This window comes from Nocardia sp. CDC159, from assembly GCF_023740735.1.
GTDB lineage: Bacteria > Actinomycetota > Actinomycetes > Mycobacteriales > Mycobacteriaceae > Nocardia > Nocardia pulmonis.
The window spans coordinates 535,678-552,921 of sequence record NZ_JAMRXH010000001.1; the positions used below are offsets into that span (position 1 = coordinate 535,678).

23 protein-coding genes are annotated in these 17,244 nt (G+C 68.9%); 15 read left to right on the top strand and 8 right to left on the bottom strand.

The window, feature by feature from the left end; translation table 11 throughout:
• Positions 1 to 125: 125 nt before the first annotated feature.
• From NDR87_RS02555 to NDR87_RS02565, 3 genes are all read left to right on the top strand, one after another.
• Positions 126 to 923 (top strand): SAM-dependent methyltransferase, encoded by a 798-nt coding sequence (locus tag NDR87_RS02555; protein ID WP_251908983.1) that lies wholly within the window; start codon positions 126 to 128, stop codon positions 921 to 923.
• Between the two features lie 177 nt (positions 924 to 1,100).
• Positions 1,101 to 1,298, top strand: a complete 198-nt coding sequence (locus NDR87_RS02560; RefSeq protein WP_251908982.1) for a hypothetical protein — start codon at positions 1,101 to 1,103, stop codon at positions 1,296 to 1,298.
• Between the two features lie 111 nt (positions 1,299 to 1,409).
• A complete protein-coding gene (locus NDR87_RS02565) occupies positions 1,410 to 1,691 on the top strand; it encodes a hypothetical protein (protein WP_251909464.1) in 282 nt (93 codons plus the stop codon).
• Here the strand turns inward: NDR87_RS02565 and NDR87_RS02570 are convergent.
• Positions 1,678 to 2,556, bottom strand: coding sequence for an SAM-dependent methyltransferase (locus NDR87_RS02570; RefSeq protein WP_251908981.1), 879 nt, complete (start codon positions 2,554 to 2,556; stop codon positions 1,678 to 1,680). The genes NDR87_RS02565 and NDR87_RS02570 overlap by 14 nt on opposite strands.
• 173 nt (positions 2,557 to 2,729) lie before the next feature.
• Positions 2,730 to 3,632 carry an SAM-dependent methyltransferase gene (locus tag NDR87_RS02575; RefSeq protein ID WP_251908980.1) on the bottom strand — a complete coding sequence of 301 codons (903 nt, stop codon included), beginning with the start codon at positions 3,630 to 3,632 and terminating at the stop codon, positions 2,730 to 2,732.
• A 295-nt stretch (positions 3,633 to 3,927) separates the two neighbouring features.
• Here NDR87_RS02575 and NDR87_RS02580 point away from each other — a divergent pair, with 295 nt between their 5' ends.
• The 3 genes from NDR87_RS02580 to NDR87_RS02590 are packed head-to-tail and all read left to right on the top strand — an operon-like array spanning position 3,928 to position 7,316.
• Positions 3,928 to 5,910 carry an APC family permease gene (locus tag NDR87_RS02580; protein WP_251908979.1) on the top strand — a complete coding sequence of 661 codons (1,983 nt, stop codon included), beginning with the start codon at positions 3,928 to 3,930 and terminating at the stop codon, positions 5,908 to 5,910.
• Positions 5,911 to 5,915: 5 nt separating this feature from the next.
• Positions 5,916 to 6,272 carry a hypothetical protein gene (locus tag NDR87_RS02585; protein ID WP_251908978.1) on the top strand — a complete coding sequence of 119 codons (357 nt, stop codon included), beginning with the start codon at positions 5,916 to 5,918 and terminating at the stop codon, positions 6,270 to 6,272.
• Positions 6,273 to 6,323: 51 nt separating this feature from the next.
• On the top strand, positions 6,324 to 7,316 hold the full coding sequence (locus NDR87_RS02590; protein ID WP_251908977.1) for an LLM class flavin-dependent oxidoreductase: 993 nt from the start codon (positions 6,324 to 6,326) through the stop codon (positions 7,314 to 7,316).
• Here the strand turns inward: NDR87_RS02590 and NDR87_RS02595 are convergent.
• Both NDR87_RS02595 and NDR87_RS02600 read right to left on the bottom strand, forming a co-directional pair.
• Positions 7,309 to 8,727, bottom strand: coding sequence for an amino acid permease (locus NDR87_RS02595; protein WP_251908976.1), 1,419 nt, complete (start codon positions 8,725 to 8,727; stop codon positions 7,309 to 7,311). The two genes, NDR87_RS02590 and NDR87_RS02595, sit on opposite strands and share 8 nt — an antisense overlap.
• A gap of 66 nt (positions 8,728 to 8,793) precedes the next feature.
• Positions 8,794 to 9,267 (bottom strand): DNA starvation/stationary phase protection protein, encoded by a 474-nt coding sequence (locus NDR87_RS02600; protein WP_251908975.1) that lies wholly within the window; start codon positions 9,265 to 9,267, stop codon positions 8,794 to 8,796.
• Positions 9,268 to 9,400: 133 nt separating this feature from the next.
• Here NDR87_RS02600 and NDR87_RS02605 point away from each other — a divergent pair, with 133 nt between their 5' ends.
• From NDR87_RS02605 to NDR87_RS02615, 3 genes are read left to right on the top strand one after another with little or no spacing between them, the layout of a single operon-like run.
• Positions 9,401 to 9,583, top strand: coding sequence for a DUF2795 domain-containing protein (locus NDR87_RS02605; protein ID WP_251908974.1), 183 nt, complete (start codon positions 9,401 to 9,403; stop codon positions 9,581 to 9,583).
• A 51-nt stretch (positions 9,584 to 9,634) separates the two neighbouring features.
• Positions 9,635 to 11,011, top strand: coding sequence for an MFS transporter (locus NDR87_RS02610; RefSeq protein WP_251908973.1), 1,377 nt, complete (start codon positions 9,635 to 9,637; stop codon positions 11,009 to 11,011).
• Positions 11,001 to 11,420 (top strand): MarR family winged helix-turn-helix transcriptional regulator, encoded by a 420-nt coding sequence (locus tag NDR87_RS02615; RefSeq protein WP_251908972.1) that lies wholly within the window; start codon positions 11,001 to 11,003, stop codon positions 11,418 to 11,420. Before NDR87_RS02610 ends, NDR87_RS02615 begins: the two co-directional genes overlap by 11 nt.
• Before the next feature lie 19 nt (positions 11,421 to 11,439).
• Here the strand turns inward: NDR87_RS02615 and NDR87_RS02620 are convergent, their stop codons facing one another.
• Entirely contained in the window at positions 11,440 to 11,952 is a 513-nt protein-coding gene (locus tag NDR87_RS02620; RefSeq protein WP_251908971.1) for a gluconokinase, read from the bottom strand.
• Between the two features lie 38 nt (positions 11,953 to 11,990).
• Here NDR87_RS02620 and NDR87_RS02625 point away from each other — a divergent pair, with 38 nt between their 5' ends.
• Positions 11,991 to 12,473 carry a universal stress protein gene (locus NDR87_RS02625; RefSeq protein ID WP_251908970.1) on the top strand — a complete coding sequence of 161 codons (483 nt, stop codon included), beginning with the start codon at positions 11,991 to 11,993 and terminating at the stop codon, positions 12,471 to 12,473.
• Positions 12,474 to 12,553: 80 nt separating this feature from the next.
• The gene (locus NDR87_RS02630) at positions 12,554 to 13,693 is read left to right on the top strand and encodes a DoxX family protein (RefSeq protein ID WP_251908969.1); all 1,140 of its coding nucleotides are present in this window, start codon (positions 12,554 to 12,556) and stop codon (positions 13,691 to 13,693) included.
• A 161-nt stretch (positions 13,694 to 13,854) separates the two neighbouring features.
• Here the strand turns inward: NDR87_RS02630 and NDR87_RS02635 are convergent, their stop codons facing one another.
• Positions 13,855 to 14,334 carry a nitroreductase family deazaflavin-dependent oxidoreductase gene (locus tag NDR87_RS02635; RefSeq protein WP_251908968.1) on the bottom strand — a complete coding sequence of 160 codons (480 nt, stop codon included), beginning with the start codon at positions 14,332 to 14,334 and terminating at the stop codon, positions 13,855 to 13,857.
• Between the two features lie 45 nt (positions 14,335 to 14,379).
• On the bottom strand, positions 14,380 to 14,571 hold the full coding sequence (locus NDR87_RS02640) for a heavy metal-associated domain-containing protein (RefSeq protein WP_251908967.1): 192 nt from the start codon (positions 14,569 to 14,571) through the stop codon (positions 14,380 to 14,382).
• 134 nt (positions 14,572 to 14,705) lie between these two features.
• Here NDR87_RS02640 and NDR87_RS02645 point away from each other — a divergent pair, with 134 nt between their 5' ends.
• Positions 14,706 to 15,116, top strand: a complete 411-nt coding sequence (locus NDR87_RS02645) for a hypothetical protein (protein WP_251908966.1) — start codon at positions 14,706 to 14,708, stop codon at positions 15,114 to 15,116.
• 18 nt (positions 15,117 to 15,134) lie between these two features.
• The gene (locus NDR87_RS02650) at positions 15,135 to 15,290 is read left to right on the top strand and encodes a DUF6131 family protein (protein ID WP_251908965.1); all 156 of its coding nucleotides are present in this window, start codon (positions 15,135 to 15,137) and stop codon (positions 15,288 to 15,290) included.
• A gap of 245 nt (positions 15,291 to 15,535) precedes the next feature.
• Here NDR87_RS02650 and NDR87_RS02655 read toward each other — a convergent pair whose 3' ends face one another.
• Positions 15,536 to 15,745, bottom strand: a complete 210-nt coding sequence (locus tag NDR87_RS02655) for a hypothetical protein (RefSeq protein ID WP_251908964.1) — start codon at positions 15,743 to 15,745, stop codon at positions 15,536 to 15,538.
• Positions 15,746 to 15,929: 184 nt separating this feature from the next.
• On the opposite strand from NDR87_RS02655, the gene NDR87_RS02660 reads away from it, so the two are divergent.
• Positions 15,930 to 16,364 (top strand): serine hydrolase, encoded by a 435-nt coding sequence (locus NDR87_RS02660; protein WP_251908963.1) that lies wholly within the window; start codon positions 15,930 to 15,932, stop codon positions 16,362 to 16,364.
• 101 nt (positions 16,365 to 16,465) lie between these two features.
• Positions 16,466 to 17,242 (top strand): alpha/beta fold hydrolase, encoded by a 777-nt coding sequence (locus NDR87_RS02665; protein WP_251908962.1) that lies wholly within the window; start codon positions 16,466 to 16,468, stop codon positions 17,240 to 17,242.
• Positions 17,243 to 17,244: the final 2 nt, after the last annotated feature.

Genomic DNA, 17,244 nt, shown 5'->3' on the forward strand with positions numbered 1-17,244 from the left:
ACGTCCATCCCCGCTGTCCCGATTAGCTGAATCTTGTACTGTCACTGCACATCAGACCCATCCACCCGCGCGCGTCCCGGCGGCACGCCGGGGGCGTGGCCGGGTTCTCGACGAGGAGCCGACTCATGCCAGCAGGGCACAACACCGAGATCCGCACCGACATCCCACATTCCGCTCGGATCTGGAACTATTGGATGGGCGGTAAGGACAATTACGACATCGATCGCCAGGTCGGCGACGCCAGCCTGGAGATCGATCCGGATATCGGCGCCATGGCCACCGAGAGCCGCCGATTCCTGATCCGCGCCGTCACCCATCTGGCCGGTGAGGCCGGTATCCGCCAGTTCCTCGACATCGGAACGGGCCTGCCCACCATGCAGAACACCCACGAGGTCGCGCAGTCGATCGTGCCCGACGCCCGGGTCGTCTACGTCGACAACGATCCGCTCGTGCTCACCCATGCGCGGGCGCTGCTGACCAGCACCACCGACGAGGGCGTGACCACATATATAGAGGCCGACTTCAACAACCCCGAGCGGATCCTCGACGAGGCCCGCAACATCCTGAACTTCACCCAGCCGATCGGGGTGATGTTCATGGGCGTGCTCGGCCACGCCCCAACCTACGAGGATCTGCTGCGGATCGTGCACACGGTCCTGGCCGCCGTGCCCAGCGGCAGCTATCTGGTCTACTGGGACGGCACCACCGACAGCCAGTACTACGTTCGCATGTGCGAGGAGTACGCGAAATCCGGCGGCGTCCCGTACTACCCACGCACCCAGGATCAGCTGCGCGCCGTCTTCGACGGCCTGGAACTGCTCGAGCCCGGCTTCGGCCCGATCACGCACTGGCGGCGACCGGAGATCGAGCTGGCCAAGGTGCGCGAGATCGCCGCCTACGGCGGGGTGGCCCGCAAACCCTGATCGGACCCGCGCACAACCACCGGGACACGCGTTTGTGACTGTGCAGATGTGCTTGCATCTGCACAGTCCACCGGCCTAAGCTTTTATTCGACGAGGATGGCCGGTCAGCGCCGGATCGCATGGGAGCCCCGCGCCAGCGTCGCCACCGTTGCCCCAGCGAGCGGTTAGAGGCGTCCCATGACTCAAATGCTTCAGCATTCCGGTACATGCGATTCCATCGATGGCACCGATGCGATCGGTGACTGCGCCGTCGAACCCCGTGAGCTGACCTACCGCCGCGCCCGCGCCATCCTGGGCGCCCACGATCGCCATCTGGGCTGCCGCCAGTGGATCGCCGCCGCGGCCTATCTCTCCGCGGGCCTGGACGACGAATAGGCCTGCGCGCCACCGCAAGTCGCTTCCGCACCCCACCCGCGCCGATGTCACGTCATCGATGCTCCTACCATGGAGGGTGGACGCACCACCGGCAACGCGGAGCGAACCGCCATGATTCTCACGACCGCCCACGACATCATCCTCGCCCAGATCATGAATCCCACCCCGGAGACCCCACCGGTGGCCGACAAGCTGTTGAAGTTGGTGCGCTATTTCACCTGGTTCATGCTGCTGTCCGGCACCGTCGGGATCATCTACGCCGGTGGGCGTTTCGCCTGGGAGAAGTGGCAGGGCGGACGGCTGGAGTCGCCGAAGATGGTGGCGGGGGCGCTGATCGGCGGCGTGCTGATCACCAGCGCGGGCACCATCATGAATACCGTCATCGGGGCATGACCCGCTCGGCGACCACATTGCCCGTACCGGGCGGTATCGAATCGGGCACCGCCCGGCCGTAGGCCGCTACGGCCTCGGCCAGCTCCCGGAAATCCGTTCGCCAGCCCAGGCTTTCGAGCCATTCCCGGGCATCCGGACCCGGCCCCGTCTCCACGGACGGAGCCGACGGTGCCGGAAAAATCCGATCCGCGCCCGGCGCCGCGCGCACCACCGCGGCAAAGCCGTCGCCGCCAATGACCGGGAATCCGTATCGACTCGCGGGCGCGGACAATTCCGTCACCGTGACGATCTCACGCCGAGCATCCGCCCTGGGCAGAAATCCGACCACATGGTCTATCCAGGTGGTCGGAACCTCGGGCCGGAAACCCTTGTCCAACAAGGCGGCCGACCAGTCCGCGCGTAGATCAGCGGGCACCACAATGCGCTCACAGCACGGCTCGGCTTCGGCGGCGGCGAGCACCACCTCCTTGAATTCGAACAATCCCGGCAGATCAACCTCGAACAGCCGCAACGAATCCGGCAGTTCCAACCGGAACGCGTAGGTATCCAGTCCCGCACCCAGCGACACCACCTGTTCGAAGCCCGCCTCGGCCGCGGCGCGCAGTTCGTCGTCGACCAGCCGGACACCCAAGGTGCGGGACTCGTACACGGCATCGGCGAGGGCGAGCGCATTCGCCCACAGCTCCGCCGCACCGGGAGGAGCGTCCGGGGCCGTATATCCGGCCTCGGCCGCGTCGACGAACTCCTGCGCGAGCGGATCCGCGTAGAGCCGATCGGGCCGCGCGGTCTCGCGGGCCCGGACGACGGCCACGCCGACGGCGGTCAGCGGTGCGCCGGAAAGGATTTCGGGAATGGATGCGGACATCGCGACTCCTGCACCCGGCCGCGCGGTGCGGCCGGAGGGTGAACGAGTGGTGATCGAAAGCATCCATCATGCCGTGCGGCGATGTCGGGCGCGAGCGAGTGAGTCCGGTGCCCGCAGCGAAGCGCCGGTCGGTGCACCGCCCGGCCGGGGTGCCGAAATCCCCGGCATCGACGTCACGGGTGGATCGCCGTCACCAGGCTCACCAGCGCGGACACCGGAGGCTGGTCTCCGTCGGGCCGGTCACCGGGACCGCGGCCACGCGCGGCCAGATAGTCCACCAGGCCGATGCGCTCGGCCCGCCAGCCGTGCGCGGTGAACCAATCGGCGGCATCGCCGCGTCGTTCGTTGTAGATCAGCCGGGCCCAGTCGGCCGGACTGTTCGCGACGGCGTTCGGCCGAGCGAGCAGGGCGGCGTGGACCTGGTCGGGGAGCGGATCCATCTGTTCGATCGCGACCCGGCTGCCGGGAGCGCTGATCGCCTCGATATCGGCGTACAGCCGATCCACCGCGACGGCCGGAAGATAGGGCAGCAGGCCCTCGACCAGCCACGCGGTCGGCGCGGCCGGGTCGAAGCCACTCCCGCGCAGGGCCTTCGGCCAGTCCTCGCGCAGATCCACCACCACCTCGCGACGCTCGGCGCGGGGCTTGTCGCCGTTGGCGGCGAGGGTTTCGCGCTTGAACCGCAGTACCGGCGCGCGGTCCAGTTCGTAGACGACCGTGCCGTCGGGCCAGGGCAGGCGGTAGGCGCGGGCGTCGAGTCCGGCGGCGAGCAGTACGATCTGGCGTACCCCGGCGGCGATGGCGGCGTGAAAGTAGTCGTCGAAGTATTCGGTGCGGGCGGCCTGGAAGGTCACGAAGGCCGGGCCGAAGCCGGGCTCACGCAACGGATGCCCGGGCGCGGTGCCATCGAGCAGCTCCGCCCATTCCGGACCGGCGGCCCGCACGAACACCTCGGCGAACGGATCGACGGCGAGCGGCTCGGCCTCCCGAGCGGCCAGGGCGCGGGCCGCCGCGACGAACAGAGCGGTCGACCCGACGCCGGTGTTGATATCCCAGGCATCTCCCTCGGTACGCATGGGCGCCAACGTACCCGCCGATCGGAAGTATTTCACTTACCGGTCGGAATGTTGTCGATATCCGCCTTTCCCTCCCCCGCTCCGGCGCGAATCCTCCCTTCCCGCACGTCGTCTCGCCGATTCCCCGCCGGCCGCCGATGCCGACCAGGATCTCGCCGACGCGAATTTCCGATTCGGGCTCGATCTCGTGCTCGACGGCCAGCGCGGCCGCAGTGGGCGTCGGATTCGGGAAATAGTCGATTAGCTTTCCTTAACAGGTTTCCGTGATACCGCCGCCCGGCCGTAGTGTTCGCCCGTGGTTTCACCGATCGATGTGGCCAAGCGCCTGATTCTCGGGCAGCCGTTCCGCAGCGATCGGCTCGGGGAAACCCTGCTGCGCAAACGGATCGCCCTGCCGATCTTCGCCAGCGACCCGCTGTCCTCGGTCGCCTACGCCACCCAGGAGATCCTGCTGGTACTCGCCCTCGCCGGGACGGCCTATCTGCGGCTGACATGGTGGGTCGCCGTGGCGGTGCTGGTGCTGCTGGGCGTGGTGGTGCTGTCGTATCGGCAGGTGGTGCAGGCGTATCCGTCCGGCGGGGGCTCCTACGAGGTGGTCGCGGAGAATCTCGGCGCGACGGCCGGGCTCGTGGTGGCCGCGGCGCTGATGACCGACTACGTGATGACCGTGGCCGTCTCGGTGACCGCCGGGGTGGACAACATCATTTCCGCGATTCCCGAACTCGCGCCCTATCGGGTGGCTGTGGACCTGGGGGTGATCGTTTTTCTCACCGCGATGAATCTGCGCGGTGTGCGGGAATCCGGGCGGGCGTTCGCGATCCCCACCTACGGTTTCATCGCCGGAGTGCTGACGATGACGGCGATCGGGCTCGCGCAGACATTCGGCGGGCACGCTCCGGTGGCCGAGAGCGCCGCGTACGAGATCCGTCCCGAGCAGATCGGGCTGTCCACCGCGGGTGTGGCATTCCTGCTGCTGCGCGCGTTCTCCTCCGGCTGCACCGCGCTCACCGGCGTGGAGGCGATCTCCAATGGCGTCCCGGCGTTCCGAAAACCCAAGGCGCGCAATGCCGCCCGCACGATGGCGGCGATGGGCGCGGTGGCGATCGCCATGTTCGCCGGCGTGACGGCGCTGGCCATGATCTCAGGCACCAGGGTCGCCGAGAACCCCTGCGATCTGATCGGCTTTCGCGGCGACTGCCGCACCGACCCGCAGAAGACGGTGATCGCCCAAATCGGCGCGGCGGTCTTCGGCGGCCACAGCCCGGCCTTCTACTACCTCATGATCACCACGGCGCTGATCCTGGTACTGGCCGCCAATACCGCTTACAACGGCTTCCCACAGCTGAATTCCATTCTGGCGCAACGCCGTTACATGCCGCGCCAGCTGCACACCCGGGGCAATCGGCTGGCCTTCTCCAACGGCATCATCCTGCTGGCGCTGGTGGCGGGCGCACTGGTCTACGCCTTCGACGGCTCGACCTCCCGGCTCGTCCAGCTCTACATCGTCGGCGTCTTCACCTCGTTCACGCTGTGTCAAATCGCGATGGTGCGCCACTGGAATCGCGTCCTGCGCGAGGTCACCGACCGGGCCGGTCGCGGCCGTATCCGGCGCGCCCGATTCGTCAACGCCGTCGGCGCGTGTTGCACCGGCGTGGTCCTGATCGTCGTCCTGCTCACCAAATTCACCCACGGCGCCTATCTGGTGGTGCTCGCGATTCCCGTGCTGGTCGCGCTCATGTGCGGCATTCACCGGCACTACGCGGCAGTGCGCGCGGAGCTGACGGCCGATCTCGACCAGGCCGAGACGCTGCCGAGCCGAGTGCACGCGATCGTGCTGGTCTCGGGCTGGCACCGCGCGACGCGGCGGGCCGTCCGGTTCGCCCGCGCCACCCGCCCCGACACCCTTACCGCGCTGTCGGTCGATATCGACGAGGCCGACACCCGCACCCTGGTGCGGGAATGGGAACGCGCGGACGTGGACGTCCGGCTCAAGATCATCGAATCGCCGTATCGGGAGATCACCGGGCCGATCGTCGGCTATCTGCGCCGGGTGCGCCGCGCGCATCCGCGCGATGTGGTCGCGGTCTACATTCCCGAATACGTGGTGGGTCGCTGGTGGGAGAACCTGCTGCACAATCAGAGCTCGCTGCGCCTGAAGGCGCGGCTGCTTTTCGTGCCCGATGTGATGGTGACCAGCGTGCCGTACCAGCTGCGCTCCGTGCGTACCGACGTGTCGGCCCGGCCCGCGCTGTGGGTATCGCCACCGGTGAGGAGGTGATCGAGATGGTCGACGATGTCGAGAAGCACTGGCACGACCCGGGGCTGTTCCGGCGAGTCGTGCTGTATTCGGTGTGCGTGCTGGCGGCCGCGGCACTGGTGTTCGCGGTGATCGCCGAGTGGGCCGCGCGGCGGGAGCCGTGCGCGCGAGCGGAGCGGACGTTCTGCGATACCGCCGCCCAGGCGGTGATTCTCGGTGGGCCGGGACTGGTGCTGGTGGCCGGGACGGTGGGCGCGTTCATCGCGACGTACCGGGTGTGGCGGCGGGGGCGGGCCTGGCCGATCTGGCAGGGCGCCGGATGGTTCCTGCTTACGGTCACCCTTGCCTACCTGGCGATCGGGGCGGGCACGGTCGCGGCCTGAGGTCCGAAATACATCCGACGATTGCGGTGTTGCATCGGCCGGAGGTGCCTGATGATCGACGTTCCGCTGTCCGTACTCGACCTGGCGCCGGTGCAATTCGGAAACAGTGTCGGCGAGGGACTGCGCGCGACGACCGAATCCGCCCGGCAGGCCGAACGACTCGGCTACACCCGCTTCTGGGTGGCCGAACATCACAATATGCCCGGGATCGCCAGCTCGGCCCCGGCCGTGTTGCTGGCCCATCTGGCCGCGGCCACCTCGACCATCCGGATCGGATCGGGCGGGGTGATGCTGCCCAACCACGCGCCGCTGGTGGTGGCCGAGCAGTTCGGCACCCTGCACGCGCTGCATCCGGGCCGAGTCGACCTGGGCATCGGCCGCGCGCCCGGCACCGATCAGGCCACCGCGCTGGCACTGCGCCGCACGACCGAGGGCCTGTCCGCCGAATCGTTCCCACAGGAATTGATGGCGCTGATCCGCTACTTCGACGGGGACAGCGCCGACGGCATCGTGGCGGTGCCCGGCATCGGCGAGCAGCCGGAGATCTGGCTGCTCGGGTCGAGCGGGTTCAGCGCGCAGCTGGCCGCGCTGCTCGGGCTGCGCTTCGCCTTCGCCCACCACTTCAGCGCCGAGAACACCGAGGCCGCGCTCGCGCTGTATCGGGAGAACTTCCGGCCCTCGCCGCGGCTCGAGCGCCCGCACGCGATGATCGCGGTCTCGGCGGTCTGCGCCGACACCGACGAGCAGGCCGATCTGCTGGCCCGCCCGAGTGAGCTGGCATTCCTGCAGCTGCGGCTGGGTCGCCGCGGCCCGCTGCCGACCCCCGAGCAGACCGCGAACTTCCCCGGCACCGAGGCCGAGCGGCGATTCGTCGCCGAGCGGCGCGAGGGTCAGCTGCTGGGCTCCCCGGCCACGGTGCGGCGACAGCTGGAGGATCTGCTGCGCCGCACCGCGGCCGACGAGGTCATGCTCAACACCCGCATCTACGACATCGACGAGCGGGTGCGGTCGCTGGAGTTGATCATGGACAAGGTCGTCAACTGACCTTCTCCCCCTTCGATACGAGGCGATTGACCAGCGGATAGCCCGCGCACACCAGTACCGCCCACACCACGCCGACGACCAGTGCCGTGCGCCCGTCGGAGGTGAAGAACAGCAGCACGACCACCAGGCCCAGGAAGGCCAGCGCCAACGCGGTGGTCACGGGCGCGCCGGGCAGGCGGTAATCGGAGGCGGGCAGCTCACCGCGGCGCACCTTGATCCGGTAGAGCAGATGGCAGACCAGGATCATCCCCCACACGAAGATGATGCCCATGGTGCTGACCGAGGTGATGTAGGCGAACGCCTTGTCCGGCGAGATCACGTTCACGACCACGCCGATCACCATCATCGCCGCCGACACCACGATGCCCATGTACGGAACATGCCTGCTGCTCAGCCCGCCCAGCGCGGCCGGGGCCTCCTGGCGCAGGGCGAGACTGCGCAGCATGCGCCCGGTCGAGTAGATGCCGGAGTTGCACGACGACAGCGCCGCGGTCAGCAGCACGAAGTTGATCAACCCCGCCGCGCCCGGAATCCCGATCTGGGAGAACACCTCGACGAACGGGCTGCGCCCGGCGTGGAAGCCGCGCCAGCTCACCACCGACATGATCACGATGAGCGCGCCCACATAGAACAGGCCGATGCGGAAGGGCAGGGTGTTGATCGCCTTGCGCAGGGTCTGGCGCGGATTGGCCGCCTCGCCCGCGGTCACGCCCACCAGTTCCACGCCGACGTAGGCGAATACGACGATCTGCAACGCCATCAGCGACTGTCCGAAGCCGTTCGGGAACACCCCGCCGTCGGCCCACAGATTGGTCACGGTCGGATTGGCCGCGTGCCCGAAGCCGATGGTCAGTACGCCGATGCCGATCAGGATCATCGCCAGGATGGCGGTCACCTTGATCGCGGAGAACCAGAACTCGCCCTCACCGAACAATTTCACCGAGATCAGGTTCGCCGCGAACAACACCGCGAGCACCACCAGGGCGGTGAGCCACTCCGGGACCGCGAACCAGTACTTCACATACTTGCCCGCCACGGTGATCTCGGCCATGCAGGTGGCGACCCACACGGCCCAGTAGGTCCAGCCGGTCACGAATCCGGCGAAGCGACCCAGGAATTCGTTGGCGTATTCGGCGAAGCTGCCCGAGACCGGGCGATAGGTCAGCAACTCGCCGAGTGCCCGCATGATCACGAAGATCGCCAGACCGGCGGCGAGATAGCACAGGATCAGTGCGGGTCCGGCCTTTTCGATCGCACCGCCCGCCCCGTAGAACAGACCCGTGCCGATCGCGCCGCCGATGGCGATCATCTGGATGGTCCGGGGGGTGAGCCCCCGGCTGTAGCCTTCTTCTTCACCGGTTGCGGTGGTAACTGGCGCGCCCGGCGCCTCCGCTCTGCGGTCTGTCGTCATGCCCGGCACGCTACCGGGTCTGTGTTATCGAATGTTTCGAACCGGCGAGAGAATTTCCGTTCGGAATCAGCTCAATTGGGCCTGCCACATCCAATGCAGCTGCTCGAGCCGGGCGGTGATCGCGATCAGCAGGTCCTGGCTGACCGGATCGGCCTTCTCGGTGACATCGACGCGCTGGCGCAACCGGCGGATCACCGCGGCCAGATTCGTGGTGATCGCCTCGACCACGTCGTCGTCGCGCTGCCAGCCCGCCGCGAAGCCCTCCGCGCCGGACTGTTCGGCGACGGTGCGGGCGCGCCCGTCGGGGCTGACACCGATCGAGGTGGCGCGCTCGGCGGCCGAATCGGTGAATTCCCTGGCGGCGGCGACCAATTCGTCCAGGGCCAGATGCACCGTGCGGAAACGGGGGCCGATCACGTTCCAGTGCGCCTGCTTGGCGATCAGCGACAGGTCGATCAGATCGACCACCGTGCCGCGCAGCGCCTCGCCCGCGATGCGCTGCTGCTCCGGATCGAGGGCGGTGGTAATGGGTTGGGCCACGGCCGTTCTCCTTCCTCGTTGCGTTGTCACCGTCGGTGCTACCCGCGCGTCGCGCCCTCAACCTGTTTGTGGCCGGGATCGCGTGGTACCTCGGCAACGTCCGGGCACCGACGAATCGAAAGGAGTGCCGACAATGGTCAATCCGATTCAGGTCCAGAAGTATCTGAGCGGGGTCGACTACCCGGCCGATCGCGACGAGTTATTAGCGGCGGCCCGCAGCAATGGTGCCGACCGAGACGTGCTCCAAGAGCTCGAGCAGATTCCCGATCGCACCTACAACGGTCCGAACGCGGTGAGCGAGGCCGTCTCGAAGTGACCTCCCCCACAGGGGTTGTCCGATCGATAGTTGTAGTTTCACAATAGTTGTGTGATTACAACTGTTGAGGGGCTGACGGCGCGTCGCAAGACGATCGTCCTGGTGACGTGCTGTCTGAGTCTGCTGATCTCGTCCATGGACGCGACGATCGTCAATGTCGCGATTCCGACCATTCGGGAGCAGATGGACGCGCCGTTGCCCCGATTGCAGTGGATCGTCGACGTCTACACCCTCACCCTGGCCAGCCTGCTCATGCTGTCGGGCGCGGCGGCCGACCGGTTCGGCCGCCGTCGGGTGTTCCGCGTCGGATTGAGCACCTTCGCTCTCGGCTCGCTGCTGTGCAGTCTGGCGCCGAGTATCGAAATCCTCATCGGGGCGCGATTCGTGCAGGCGGTGGGCGGATCGATGCTCAACCCGGTGGCGATGTCGATCATCACCACCGTGTTCACCGGCAAGGTCGAGCGCGCCCGCGCGGTCGGGGTGTGGGGTGCGGTGGTCGGCATCTCCACGGCCCTGGGGCCGATGGTCGGGGGCGGGCTGATCGAGGTACTGGGGTGGCAGTCGGTGTTCTGGATCAATCTGCCGATCTGCGCCGCGGCGCTGATTCTCACCACCGTGTATGTGCCGGAGTCGAAGTCGGCGACCGCACGGGGCATCGATCCGATCGGTCAGGTGCTGGCCATCGTGGTGATGTTCACCTTCGTCTTCGGTTTGATCGAGCACCGGCCGGTGGTCTTCGCGGCGACGGCGGTGGCGCTGGGCGGATTCGTCTGCTACGAGGCGCGGCATCGGTCGCCGTTCATCGATCTGCGCTTCTTCCGCAGTATTCCCTTCGCCGCCGCCACGGTGACGGCGGTGTGCGCGTTCGCGGGGCTGGGCGCGTTCCTGTTCAGCGCGTCGCTGTATCTGCAAGGGACGCGGCACTTTTCGGCGGTGCACACCGGTCTGCTGTATCTGCCGATGGCGGCGGGGGTACTGGTCTTTTCGCCGCTGTCGGGACGGCTGGTGGGCCGCTACGGCACCCGGCCCTCGCTGCTGGCCTCGGGCACGCTGATGGCGGCGGCCGCGGTCATGCTCACCACGCTGCGACCGGACACGCCGGTGTGGCAGCTGATAATCATGTTCGCCACCTTCGGCATGGGCTTCGGCCTGGTCAACGCGCCCATCACCACCGCCGCGGTGAGCGGGATGCCGCTGGACCGGGCGGGTGCGGCCGCGGCGGTGGCCTCCACCAGTCGGCAAGTGGGCGTGAGTCTGGGTGTGGCATTGTGTGGGCTGTTGACGGGCGCGAGCCTGTGGTGGGTGCTGGCCGGGCTGGCGATGGGCATCGTCGCCCTGGGCGTGGCCGCCAACACCCGGTGGGCCGCACGTTCGCGCGACCGGGTCGCTCCCTTGCTCGAACAGAAGGTGCCCGCCCATGCCGGATGACTCCCCCACCCCCGACGAGGTCTGGCGGCTGCTGACCCATCTGGTGATGGACACCCGCGACACCTGGAAGCGGGCGGTCATCGAGCGAACGGGCCTGCCCTTCAGCAGGATTCGTGTGCTGCGCCGACTGCGCTCGGGCCCGATGACGTTGCAGCAGCTGGCGCAGGCGGCGACCATGGACGCCCCCGCCACCACGGTCACCGTCAACGATCTCGAGGAGCGCGGACTGGTGGTGCGCGCGATCGACCCGGGCAACCGGCGCTCCAAACTGGTGTCGATCACCGATGCGGGGCGCGCGGTGGTGGCCGAGGCGGCCGCGACGCCCGATCCGGCTCCCGAACCGCTGGCGGCGTTGCCCCCCAGGGACTTACGGGCGCTGCGGGATCTGCTCCGCAAGCTCGAGCACTGAAATGATCACCGCGCGCACACTATTCGGGCTGGGACGCCAGGGCCGCGCGCACCTGTTCGACCACGGCGTCGACGCCCGCGGTGCCGTCGACGGTGATACCCGGCTCGTCGGGTGTCGGCGGCTCGAGGGCGGCCAGCTGGGATTCCAGCAGCTGCACCTTCATGAAATGCCCGGTGCGCACGGTCAATCGGCGTTCCAGCTCCGCGCGCGGCACATCCAGGTAGACCAGGAACAGATCCGGCGCGGCCGCGCGCAGCCGATCGCGATAGCGGCGCTTGAGCGCCGAGCAGGTGACCACGCCACCACGGCCGCGGCGGGCGACGAGCCAGTCGGCGATGGCGTCCAGCCAGGGCGCGCGGTCGGCGTCGTCGAGGGGGGTTCCGGCGGACATCTTCGCCACATTCGCCGCGGGGTGGAAGTCGTCCCCCTCCGCGTACTCCACGCCGAGCGCGGCCGCCAGGCGCACCCCCACGGTCGTCTTCCCGGCTCCGGACACGCCCATCACGGCGATCGGTCGTCGAATTTCGCCCATACCCCGACAGTAGCCACGGCTGCTCTAGGCTCGACAGCGTGACCGAGGAGATTACCCCGGAATGGGCACCGAGCGGGTCGGGCTTCGAATTGGGCACCGACGGACCGCGCGTGATCATGGTCGGCGTCGACGGTTCCGACTCCTCGTGGCGCGCCGCCGCCTACGCCGCCGGGCTCGCCCGCCGCCAGAACGCCCTGCTGACAATCGTTTACGTGCAGCCCTACATGGCGATGGCGGGCGCCTACGGCGCGGATGTGCAGGGGGTCACCCAGGAGGTGGCCGAGGATCTGGCGCGCGAGATCCACGACCACGCCGAGCGCGTCAAGGATGTTTTCCAGGGTCGCTGGAAATTCCTGACCCGCCGCGGGGACGCCTTCACCGGATTGGCCGAGGCGGCCGACGAGCTCAAGGCGGACATGGTGGTGGTCGGCGCGTCGGAGAAGACGGGTCACCGCCTCATCGGCTCGGTGGCGGTACGGTTGGTCAAGGCCGGACGCTGGCCGGTGACCGTCGTTCCCTGAGGACCAACGGGCACGTCCGCGTTTGGCGCGCACAACTGCGGGAACTCGCCGAAACAGCCATCGAGGAAAGGGTTCTTGTCATGTTGATCCGCCGACTGGCCCGCCCGCTGCTGGCCACCGCCTTCGTCGTCGACGGGGTGGACACGCTGATGCATCCCGAGCCACGGGCGAAGGCCGCCACCGCGCTGGTCTCCCAAGGCGAGCAGAAGCTGCCGGAGCAGGTAGCCGCCAAACTCCCGTCCGATCCCGGCAAGGTCGTCCGCATCAATGCCGCGGCGCAGGTCGGCGCCGGGGTGCTGCTGGCGCTGGGCCGGATGCCGCGATTGTCGGCGCTGGTGCTGGCCGCCACGGTCGTGCCCGCGACCGTCACCGAGCAGGACTTCTGGAATGAGCAGGATCCGGCCCGCCGCGACGCGAAGCGGGTGGCGTTCCTGAAGGATCTGGGCCTGCTGGGCGGGCTGATGATCGCCGCGGCCGATACCGAGGGCAAACCGTCGCTGGGCTGGCGCGGTCGCCGGGCCGCCCGCAAGGCGGCCGCCGCCCTCCCGTTCGGCGCCACCGCGAGCGATACGCTGCGAGATCGCTTGGCACAACAGGCCTCTCGCGGCCGCGAGCTGGCCGAGGTGGCCGCCGAGAAGGGCGCCGAAATCACGGAGGTGGCCCGCCACCGCGGCGCGGAGCTGGTGGAGACCGTGCAGGATCGCGGCCCCGACTGGGCCGAGGCGGCCAAGAAGCGCGGAGCGCACCTGGTCGAAATCGCCCAGGACCGCGGCCCCGAACTCGCCGAAGCCGCCAAGAAACGCGGAGCGCACCTGGTCGAAATCGCCCAGGACCGCGGCCCCGAACTCGCCGAAGCCGCCAAGAAACGCGCCGCCCACCTGGCCGAACTCGCCCAGGAACGTGGCTCGGAGTTCGCCGACCGCGCCCAGTCCCGCGGTTCGGACCTCGCCGAACTCGCCTCCGACCGCGGCACCCAACTCACCGGCCGCGCCCGCCGCCGCGCCGTCAAACTCGCCGACAAGGCCGAGGCCCGCGCCGCCAAACTCGCCGAACTGGCCGAGGAGGCCCAGGCCCGCAGCGCCGAACTGGCCGCCCAAGCCCAAACCCGCACCACCAAACTCACCAAACAGGCCAAGTCCCGCGGCGCCCACCTCGCCGACCGCGCCCAGTCCCGCACCGAGGACCTGGCCGACACCGCCCGCACCCGCCTCCACCGCTAACCCAAACCCCAAGGAGGGCGGCCGGTCTCGAACCGGCCGCCCTCCTCACGTATCCACTTTCCATTCAGCCCCCTCGATTCCCCGCCAGCGCAGCGCTCAGTTCCGTCGCCAGCGCAGCCCCCGATTCCCTTGCCCCGGGCGCCCAGCGCCCGGGGCAAGGGTCAAATGCGTGTCAGCTCGAACAGGCGAAACTCGCGAGGGCGGGCGAGGCGGGCCTCCATGGTGTAGCCGGGCCAGTACGCCACGGCGCGCTCCCATGCGGCCGCCCGCTCGGGGCCGGTGAGGCGGCGGACGCGGACCTTGAAACGCTCTCCCCCGCTGTGCAGTTCGGCGTGGTCTGCGGCGTTGAGGTTGGCCGACCAGGCCGGGTGTTTCGGGCGGCCCCAGTTCGAGCCGACCAGCAGGTAGGTGTCGGGACCGTCGGGGACGTAGAGCAGTGCGACCGTACGGGGCAGGCCGGATTTGCGGCCGAGGACGGTGAGTTCGATCGAGGGCAGACCGGCCAGATCCAGGACGCCGCGGCGGCCGCGGGTCAGGCGGCGGACGAGGCGCTCGAGCAGCACGATCGCGGGCGCCGCCCGCATCACCAGCGGGCGGCGCGCAATGGCCCGACCTAGCGCGGGCAAGGGATTCCTCGGCACGAATCAACCGTAGCGGCACACCGTTTCGGCACCATCGCCGCCCGGTTACCGCGCCGAGACCCCGGCATCCCGGATGATCTCGAGCACCTCGGAGTGCGGCAGCGACGAGGTGACCGTGATCGTCTCCGACCCCGGGTCCACGTCCACCCCGCTCGTGGTGTCCAAACGACGCAGCGTGCGCTCGGCGAGGTCGGCGTCGGTGGCGAATTCCGGCAATTCGAAGGTGTAGGTGCTCATGAGATCTCCCAGGCTCGAGGGGCGTTCGTGGATCGCATAGCACGTCCGCGTGTCGTCAAACCTTGGTTTGACCGGCTCGCCAGCGGGCATTGCCGGGACATAACGTCCAACAACGTTGGGAATTGGGAACTGTCATGATCGTACTCATCGGGTTGATCGTTCTGATCGCCGCGGTGATCGTCGGCGTCGCCGCCGTGGTGGCGAATTCCGGCGACGCTCACCTGCTGTCGAGCGACTTCACCGTCTTCAACCAGCATTTCGCGCCCTCGCAGGGCGAGCTGTTCGCCGCGGGCATCGCGCTCGGCGCCGTCGGCATGCTCGGCCTGGCCCTGCTGCTGGCCGGAGGACTCTCCTCGGCACGGCGGCACGCGCAGATCCGCCGCGAACTACGCCAGTCCCGGCGCGAGATGAATGCCGCGCGTAAGGATCTCGCGAACACCCCGCCGCCGCCGTCACCCGCGCAGCAGCCGGTGTGGTCCCGCAACCCATTCCTGCGGCGCCCATCCGGCAATCAGCCGCCCCGCGGCGCCCAACCGCAACCCTGACCACGCACGGAGCACATCATGATCATCCTCGGCATCATCCTCATCATCGCGGGCTACCTGCTCGGCATCGGAATCCTGACCACCCTCGGCATCATCCTCGCGGTGGTCGGCGCGGTCCTCGCCCTGCTCGGCGGCATCGGCCGCCCGGTCGGCGGACGCCGCTGGTACTACTAGCGACCCGGAAATCGGTGATCGCCTTCGCGACGGCCACGGGCCGATCGAGCAGCAATAGCCCGTAGACGTCGTCGATTCGAACCACACGGCCCCGGCTGGCAGCCTGCCAGCCGGGGCCGTGTCACGTCACCCGGAGGAAGGTGGACCGAGTGGAGCTGCGTCAGCTGCGATACTTCGGCGTGGTGGCCGCGACACGCCACTGCAGGCGCTGTTCGGCTGACCGATCCACACGGGGCCAATCGGCCTCAACCGAGCAGGAAATCGCTCATCGCCGTCGTCATTGCCTCGGGCCGATCGAGCATCGACAGCACATGGGCGTCATCGATTTCGACCACACGATCCGGCGTGAGCTGCTGCTGGCGATGTTGTGCGCTCTCGAGGGGGCGTTCATCCTGAGCCGTACGCTCCGCTCGCCCGCTCCCCTCCATGCGGCCGGGCGAGCCATGACCGCCCACCTCGAGAGCGCACTCACCGCATCCTCGGTCAGGGTCCGTCCGCGAGGCATGCACCCAGGATGACCCGCGCGCGGCCGGTCGAAAAGACCGAAGGACCAGGGGCACTCGGATGTCAAGCGGCCGGACGAGATATATCTTGCCTGTTTCGTCCGTATTGCCGGAATGTTACGGATACCCTGTCCGCATGCTGTCGATCTGCGCGGTCCGATCCGGCGAAGATCCGTTCTACGCGATCAACTCCGATGTCCCGCACGAGGATTGCACCCATCTGACCTGCCGCCTGGACCACCGCGCCCACGACACCACCCACCGCGTCACCGCCGCCGGACTCGCCCACCTCATGCTCGCCCTGCCCGCCGACGAGCTGTCCGCGCTGGGCCCCGGCGACACCGATGACCTCGCGGTGGGCATGCCCGCCGGAACCCGCATCGCGGGCGGCCACGGCCGGTCCCGCCGGATGCGCCACGCCGCCGCGCTCGTCACCCCTCCCGACGCGCCGCCGTACGCGCTGGCGGTCTGCTACACCGGCCCGCTGGCCAATGGTCGCGCCACCGGCGACCCCGCCACCCGCCTGCTGGCCCGGATCGCGGCCCAGGTGTGGTCGCTGCGCCGCGGTTAGGACCGGCCGAGGCGCTCCACCGATGCGAGCCGACCTCGGGCGTGCGATGCTGCCTTTCGGACGTGTCCACCCGCCCGCGATCTCCGAGGTATCGAAGCACCATGCCCACCGCCCCGCTCGTCCTGCTGCACGGCGTCGGCATGTCCGCGCGCGTGTGGGACGAGATCAGCCCCGCCCTGTCCCGGCGCCACCCGGTCTTCGCGCCGACCATGCTCGGCCATCGCGGTGGTCCGCCCGCCGCGAGGCAGCCGGTCGCGATCGCGGATCTGGTCACCGACATCGAGCGGCGCATGGACGAACGAGGCTGGGAGACGGCGCATTTCGCAGGGAACTCGCTCGGCGGCTGGGTCGCGATCGAGCTGGCCCGGCGCGGCCGGGCCCGCAGCGTCTGTGCCCTCTCCCCCGCCGGTTTCTGGACCGCCCGCGGCCACGGCCACACCACCGGCATCGCGACCATCGAACAGCTCGCCGCCTTCACCCGGCTCACCCGCCCGCTCGCACCGATCGGCCTGCTGTCGGCGACCGTGCGCCGGATCGCGTTGCAGGACATCATCGAACACGGTGACCGCGTCCCGCCGCGCCGGGCCCTGGCCATCGCCGACGATCTGCTCGACTGCGCCGCCCTGCACGATGTGCTGGCCACCACCGAACAGATCGAACCACTGGATCCGTCGCCGTGCCCGATCACGCTGGCCTGGTCCGCCCGCGACCGCATCCTGCCGATCTCGGTCAATGCGGCGATCGCCCGACAACGCCTGCCCCGAGCCGATTTCGAGATCCTGGCCGGGGCCGGTCACGTGCCCATGCTCGATGTGCCACGGCGGGTGACGCGCGCGATCCTCGATACCGTCGCCCGCGCCGACCGGCACACCGAATAGCC